Origin of the sequence: Vibrio anguillarum, assembly GCF_001989995.2 — a bacterium.
GTDB classification, from domain to species: domain Bacteria; phylum Pseudomonadota; class Gammaproteobacteria; order Enterobacterales; family Vibrionaceae; genus Vibrio; species Vibrio anguillarum.
This window is the reverse complement of sequence record NZ_JAHGUP010000040.1, coordinates 99,671-105,821: the sequence shown is the minus strand read 5'-3', so window position 1 is coordinate 105,821 and position 6,151 is coordinate 99,671. Positions and strand designations below refer to the sequence as shown.

The window sequence follows — 6,151 nt, the reverse complement described above, 5'->3', positions numbered from 1 at the left end:
GGTAAGAAAGTGCGCGTAGTTTCGATGCCATCGACCGATGCGTTTGATAAACAAGACGCAGCCTACCGCGAAGCCGTACTACCAGCAGCCGTGACTAAGCGTATTGCAATTGAAGCAGGTATCGCGGATTTCTGGTACAAGTACGTTGGTTTTGGCGGCAAGATCATCGGTATGACTACCTTTGGTGAGTCAGCACCGGCGGATCAACTGTTTAAAATGTTCGGCTTTACAACTGAAAACGTGGTGAAACAAGCACAAGAGTTGCTTGCTTAAGTCGTTTAGTTTTTAATGCAAAAGCCCAGCGAGTCATTCGCTGGGCTTTTTTGAGCTTGTCGCGTGTGAAAAGAGATACATCACTTAAAAGGCATGCCACCAAAAGGCATAACTTAATTATTGGAAACAATAAATAACACTTCCACACGACGGTTACATGCTTTACCTGCATTGGTTTTATTCGTACAAGCCGGAACGTATTCACCATATCCACGGGTAAAAATAGAGTCCATCGCCACATTACTTTTCACTAAAGTGTTCTTTACCGCTTTCGCTCGACGTTCAGACAAACCATCATTAAAAGTTGGCGCTCCACTACTGTCCGTATGGCCATCAATCACAATATCAATACCGGGTTCTGAGGCTAAATAACGTCCCATCATAGTAAGCCAGTCACCAGAACCAGAGGAGACGGTGGACGAGCCCGTTTCAAATTTCACCGTATCTTTCAATTTAACCATAATGTGGTTACCCGGGAGAACCTCGTAATCAACGCCATTCTTCAATAAAAAACTTTGCAAAGAATCATAACTACTCACGCGCTGCTGTCCCATCGGGCCTTGAACACCTGTTGAAGCAATCTTCGGCGCATAGCCCCATTCAGGGTAGAGCACGTCAAAATCACCTTTTGGCGCTGCATCCAATAGATTGTCGCTAAACATCCGATCTGCGGTGGCTAATGTTCCACACCCCGTTAACAACATCAATAACGGTAAGGCTAAATACTTCATTCAAGCATCACTCCATTCTCTTACTACCTAAACTGTATCGGCCAAGACTGTAAAACTTTATATATATTTGGTAGCAATTTCGTGGTTGTTTCTGTTTTCCTTGTCACGGTAAGCCGTTAGAATTCAAGTATTCTTTTTTAACTCAATACTCGTTATGAAAAAAAACACACGCTATTGGTTGACTCTCATCACAACACTACTGATTCTAGCAGGCTGCGGTGACAACACTACGCCACAAAAAGGGAAACAATATGATGAGCTTCCCGTAAGTCTTGCAACATACCGCCTGCCAGCCGTCACGGAAGTGTTTTCGCTGACTTGCGGACACTGTCGTTCAATGGAAAAGGTCATCCCAGAGCTAGAGAAAATAACAGGCGAAACATTTGGTAAACTGCATGTCACCTTTAACGAAGGCGCACAGATTGGAGCCATGATTTACTATTCAGCCGTGATGCAACTGGGAGCAATTCCCGATCATGCCATGATGGAACAGCTATTTTCGGTCGTGCAAATGGATGAAGAAGTAACGTTAAGTGAGCGTAAAGAAGCGATTGATTTGGCCTTCAGCCAACGAGGGCTAATCAGCCCGTATTCGTTAGATGATGAGCAGCAAAAACAGTTATTCCAAGAGATTCAGCTCGCTGATGATATTTCAGTAAAAGGCCAAATCAATGCCGTTCCAACCTTTATTGTGAAAGGCAAATATTTAGTCATCACCTCCGGTCATAAAGATGTAGCAGATATCGCGAATACCATCTCATATTTATTGACTCCCCCCTAATCCACAAGGCTTTAAAAATATGTCTAAATTTGTATTTCCAATTATTATTTTTTTACTGGCTGGCTTTTTTATCTATCGTACGTGGAATAACCACAAAATTGCCGATGAAAATTTTGCTAAAGGCCAAGCGTTTTTGGCTGAAAATACTCAGCAAGATGGCGTGATAACAACCGAAAGTGGCCTACAATATCTCGTACTCCAACAAGGTACTGGCACCGTTCATCCGAAAGCCAACAGTCGTGTAAAAGTGCATTATCACGGAACTTTACTTGACGGTTCGGTGTTTGATAGCTCAGTTGAACGTAACGACCCGATTGTGTTTGGTTTGAAGCAGGTGATTCAAGGCTGGCAGGAAGGCCTACAACTGATGGTGGAAGGACAAAAAATGCGCCTGTTCATACCCAGTAATTTAGGTTATGGCAAAAGTGGCAGCGGCCCTATCCCACCCGCATCCGTACTGATTTTTGATGTGGAATTAATTGAAATCCAGTAAAGCGGTGTTGAGCCGCATTACGCGGCTCTATTCTTAAGAAGGGACTGGATAAAACACCAGTTTTCCTTCCTCTACCATCACACAATCCATTCCTCCAGCGTGAGCGGCTTGTTTACCCAAATGAGTATCTTCAAACACCACACAATGCTTAGGTTCGAGATCCAATAAAAAGGCTGCACGCAAAAATGTATCTGGATTCGGTTTATGGTTTTCAACATCAGACGCCGTTACTACAGCATCAAAGCGATTTAATAGCCCAGACTTTTTAAGCAATGCGAGTGCACTTTGCCTTTGGCTTCCAGTCCCAACCGCAAGCTTCTTTTTACCATAAAACTGCTCAACAACTTCATGAGTACAAGAAATTACCTCTCCACTATTTTCGATAGAAGAAAATACCGCCATTTTAAATTGAGCGACCAGCTCTGGCACCAATTTGAGATCGTGCAGCTTATTGATTTGTGAAACGATTTTAGCGCTAGGCATGCCACCTAAACTGTGCAACCACTGTTCTGAGAATGGGAAGCGAAAATGTTGCGCTGTTTTTGACCAAGCCTCTAAATGCGCTGGCATGGTGTCAAGCAACGTACCATCCATATCAAAAATAAGTCCTTGGTAATTTTCTAATTCAATCATGTTTACAGAGCGCCTCTAACAAATTCTATGGGAATCAACAAAATAAAAGTTCCAATATTGTGTCACGATAATGAATGTAATTTATATTTTTACGTTCATTGATATACGCTTCATTTAATCCTAACATTCTAATTAAACATACTAATAATTACATTTTCATCAATTATTGTCATTTTACTTAGGTGTATAATCTCATGAGTATCAAACAAAAATTATATTCACTGGGTGCTATTGCGGTTATCGGGGTTCTGGTAATGTTAGCCACTACCACACATTTTTCCCAAACCACCGAAACGCTCAATCAAGCCATTAACTTAGTCGATAAACTTGAAATTAGACTGCTCAATTTGCGGCGCAATGAGAAAGATTTTCTTCTGCGAAACGACGTGAAATACCTTGAAACCTTTAAAAAAAACAGCACTCTTTTTTTAGATCTGGAACAGCAACTTTCCCCCATCCTGTTAGATCGAGATCTCCCCTCTAGTAGCCAACTCCGACAAGATCTTTTGGCTTATAAACAAGGTTTTGAAAAATTGGTGCAGGCTTATAGCCTATACGGATTAAATGAAAAATCCGGCCTTTTAGCCACTTATTTACAAGCATTGGAAACCATAAAACCTAATGCTGATGATGCATTACTTTTAGAGCTGATGGAGTTTGATCAAAGCGTGCAGGTTGGAGAGCTGCAAAACAGCACAGTGACCAACCGTTTTCCGGCATTAGCACAGGCCGCCCAACAGCTTGTCGATCAGAAAAAAGTGATTGGTTTGAAATATAATCAAGGGCTACTTGGTGAAGTACGTAACCTTTCTCATAATGTTGAACAACAGTTTGTTACCTTTTCTGAAGTGTTAAATAAAGAGATTACAACTATTGAGCAAGAACTTAACTATGTGAAGCAAGGGCTCAGTGCGTTAGTGATCGTACTGATCCTTGGATTTATTCTCCAAATAGCGCGCTCCATTAACGTACAAGTGAGTAAGTTGTTGTCAGTGATGCAAATGATTTCAGACAGCAATAACATCAGTTTGCGTGTTGAACTGACTGGCCGCAACGAGCTGGTATCGATCGCAACTTACTTTAATATCTTACTCGATAAGTTCGAAACTCTTATCGCTGGCTCTCAAACAAAGTCTCATCAGTTATCAAGCAGTACGTCTAGCATGCATAATGAATTAGAAGATGTGATTGAACAGTTTCACGCTCAGGCTGACCACACCACGACAATGGCAACGGCCGTTCAAGAAATGGTGTCCACCATCAGCGAAATTTCAGAAAGTACCAGTGTAGCGGTAGAAGGTGTACACAAAGCCGCGCACAATGCTCAGCAAGGGCGTTTGGTGGTGGAATCAACGGTAAAAAATGTCGATGAACTCTCACGAACATTGGAAAAAAGTCAAATCTCCATCGCCTCATTGAACAAGCATGTCGAACAAATTGGCGGTGCTGTTAACATCATTCAAGGTATCGCAGAGCAGACCAATTTACTGGCATTAAATGCCGCGATTGAAGCCGCTCGCGCCGGAGAACAAGGAAGAGGCTTTGCTGTGGTCGCCGATGAAGTCCGCGCACTTGCCAGCCGCACGCATCAGTCAACGGAAGAGATCACCAATGTCGTTTCTGCAATTCAAAGCCAAATGAGCACCGTTGTCACTGATATTGCACAATGCAATACTCAAGGCCATGCGACGCTAACGGCTTCAGGAGAACTGGATAATAGTTTACGTCAGATTCTCTCTGACATGGAAATGATACAAAGTAACTCTGAGCGAATCGCCTCTGCAATTGAAGAACAAGGCATTGTGATGAACCAAGTCAGTGAATCGATCACCGAACTTAACTCTATCTCTGATAATAATATGCACTCAGCTAAACAGTGTTTGATTGAAGTCGATATCGTTTCCAAACAAGCAAACGACATGGACAACGCGGTCGCCGAATTCCAGACTCAGAAATCCGTCAGTTAGCCAATGTATAGAGATAAAATATAGCGAGAGTTAGTGAAAAGGGTCTAGAGTTAGACCCTTTTATTCATGTTTGCTTAAAGCATAACAAGATGTGGATTACTTTTGTATTCCTTCAACATAGAGTTCCATATCGACGTAGCTTGAAGCGCCCATTACTGCAATATTGAAATCCGCGAGTTCGATACGTGTTGTCCCCGAAAAACCAGCGCGTTGGCCACCCCATGGGTCTTTACCTGCACCAATAAATTCTGCATCAATAGTAATGGGTTTGGTTTGACCATGCAGGGTAAGATCACCGAGCACTTCTAGTTTACCATTCCCTTTATCAACCACTTGAGTACTGGTAAACGTGGCTTGTGAATATTTTGATGCATCAATGAAATCAGCACTACGAATATGTTTATCACGTTCAGCATGGTTACTGTCCAAGCTGCGAGTATCCACATTAACTTTCACTTTTGAGCTTGCAAGGTCGTTAGGATCGTAGGAAAACTCACCATCAAACTTGTTAAAGCGGCCCTTGGTAAAGCTATAACCAAGATGGCTGACTTTAAAGTTAATTGAAGCATGCGCACCTTTGGTATCTATAACATAGTCAGCAGCGTTTGCACCTAGCGGCATGAGTGTTGCGAAAGCCAATCCAGTAGCAAGTAACGTTTTCTTCATTTAGAAGCTCCTATCATTTTTCGTAGCGTATCGTCTTTATCAATAAAATGGTGCTTGAGTGCGGCAACAGCGTGCACGCCTGCTAAAATAATCAGCGTCCAAGCTGCGTAAAAGTGAACCGTACCAGAGAGATCGGCTTGTCCTTCAAACAACAAGCCCATACTTGGTACAGTAAACCAATTGAAAACATCAATCCCTCGGCCATCTTCTGTTGAGATCAAATAGCCTGATACAAACAGCGTCATCAATAATAAATACATTAATCCGTGCGCCGCTTTAGCCGCAATGCGCTCATAGTGGCCGCCACCAATGGCAGGAGAGACACTCACCAACTTCCATAGTATGCGGAACAGGGTGACCGCGAGCAGCAACAAACCGACAGATTTATGCCAATGTGGCGCGGTGTTATACCATTGACTGTAATAGGTTAACTCAACCATCCAGATCCCAGCACCAAACATACCGATGATAACGAGTGCGGATAACCAATGGATAAGACGCGTGACTAAGTTGTAATTTTTAACTTCAGTTGTCATAAATTTTCTAAACCAGCAAGTGAAACAGCAACAAAGTGAATTGAATCTATATTCTAGCCTAAATTATTAAC

General features: G+C 42.4%; 8 protein-coding genes. 4 read left to right on the top strand and 4 right to left on the bottom strand.

The features are described from left to right. On the top strand, positions 1-273 hold a 273-nt coding region (locus PL85_RS11155), incomplete at its 5' end, for a transketolase-like TK C-terminal-containing protein (protein WP_272871945.1). Between the two features lie 113 nt (positions 274-386). Here the strand turns inward: PL85_RS11155 and PL85_RS11150 are convergent. Continuing rightward, the gene (locus PL85_RS11150; RefSeq protein WP_013867846.1) at positions 387-1,004 is read right to left on the bottom strand and encodes an OmpA family protein; all 618 of its coding nucleotides are present in this window, start codon (positions 1,002-1,004) and stop codon (positions 387-389) included. Positions 1,005-1,158: 154 nt separating this feature from the next. Here PL85_RS11150 and PL85_RS11145 point away from each other — a divergent pair, with 154 nt between their 5' ends. Continuing rightward, positions 1,159-1,785 (top strand): thiol:disulfide interchange protein DsbA/DsbL, encoded by a 627-nt coding sequence (locus PL85_RS11145; RefSeq protein ID WP_115340221.1) that lies wholly within the window; start codon positions 1,159-1,161, stop codon positions 1,783-1,785. Positions 1,786-1,804: 19 nt separating this feature from the next. Beyond that, positions 1,805-2,278 carry an FKBP-type peptidyl-prolyl cis-trans isomerase gene (locus PL85_RS11140; protein ID WP_017046439.1) on the top strand — a complete coding sequence of 158 codons (474 nt, stop codon included), beginning with the start codon at positions 1,805-1,807 and terminating at the stop codon, positions 2,276-2,278. 33 nt (positions 2,279-2,311) lie between these two features. Here PL85_RS11140 and PL85_RS11135 read toward each other — a convergent pair whose 3' ends face one another. Further along, positions 2,312-2,911 (bottom strand): beta-phosphoglucomutase family hydrolase, encoded by a 600-nt coding sequence (locus tag PL85_RS11135; protein WP_115340222.1) that lies wholly within the window; start codon positions 2,909-2,911, stop codon positions 2,312-2,314. 194 nt (positions 2,912-3,105) lie between these two features. Between PL85_RS11135 and PL85_RS11130 the strand changes: the two genes are divergently transcribed. Beyond that, on the top strand, positions 3,106-4,878 hold the full coding sequence (locus PL85_RS11130) for a methyl-accepting chemotaxis protein (RefSeq protein ID WP_174223875.1): 1,773 nt from the start codon (positions 3,106-3,108) through the stop codon (positions 4,876-4,878). A 96-nt stretch (positions 4,879-4,974) separates the two neighbouring features. On the opposite strand, the gene PL85_RS11125 is transcribed toward PL85_RS11130, so the two are convergent. Both PL85_RS11125 and PL85_RS11120 read right to left on the bottom strand, forming a co-directional pair. Then, positions 4,975-5,544 carry a YceI family protein gene (locus PL85_RS11125; RefSeq protein WP_013867851.1) on the bottom strand — a complete coding sequence of 190 codons (570 nt, stop codon included), beginning with the start codon at positions 5,542-5,544 and terminating at the stop codon, positions 4,975-4,977. Continuing rightward, on the bottom strand, positions 5,541-6,080 hold the full coding sequence (locus PL85_RS11120) for a cytochrome b (protein WP_017047204.1): 540 nt from the start codon (positions 6,078-6,080) through the stop codon (positions 5,541-5,543). Before PL85_RS11120 ends, PL85_RS11125 begins: the two co-directional genes overlap by 4 nt. Positions 6,081-6,151 lie beyond the last annotated feature (71 nt).

What these genes read in the sequence shown, in the direction of transcription:
- PL85_RS11125 (WP_013867851.1), bottom strand. Translation starts at nt 5,544, where the DNA reads ATGAAGAAAACGTTACTTGCTACTGGATTGGCTTTCGCAACACTCATG.
- PL85_RS11145 (WP_115340221.1), top strand. Translation starts at nt 1,159, where the DNA reads ATGAAAAAAAACACACGCTATTGGTTGACTCTCATCACAACACTACTG.
- PL85_RS11150 (WP_013867846.1), bottom strand. Translation starts at nt 1,004, where the DNA reads ATGAAGTATTTAGCCTTACCGTTATTGATGTTGTTAACGGGGTGTGGA.
- PL85_RS11130 (WP_174223875.1), top strand. Translation starts at nt 3,106, where the DNA reads ATGAGTATCAAACAAAAATTATATTCACTGGGTGCTATTGCGGTTATC.
- PL85_RS11120 (WP_017047204.1), bottom strand. Translation starts at nt 6,080, where the DNA reads ATGACAACTGAAGTTAAAAATTACAACTTAGTCACGCGTCTTATCCAT.
- PL85_RS11140 (WP_017046439.1), top strand. Translation starts at nt 1,805, where the DNA reads ATGTCTAAATTTGTATTTCCAATTATTATTTTTTTACTGGCTGGCTTT.
- PL85_RS11135 (WP_115340222.1), bottom strand. Translation starts at nt 2,911, where the DNA reads ATGATTGAATTAGAAAATTACCAAGGACTTATTTTTGATATGGATGGT.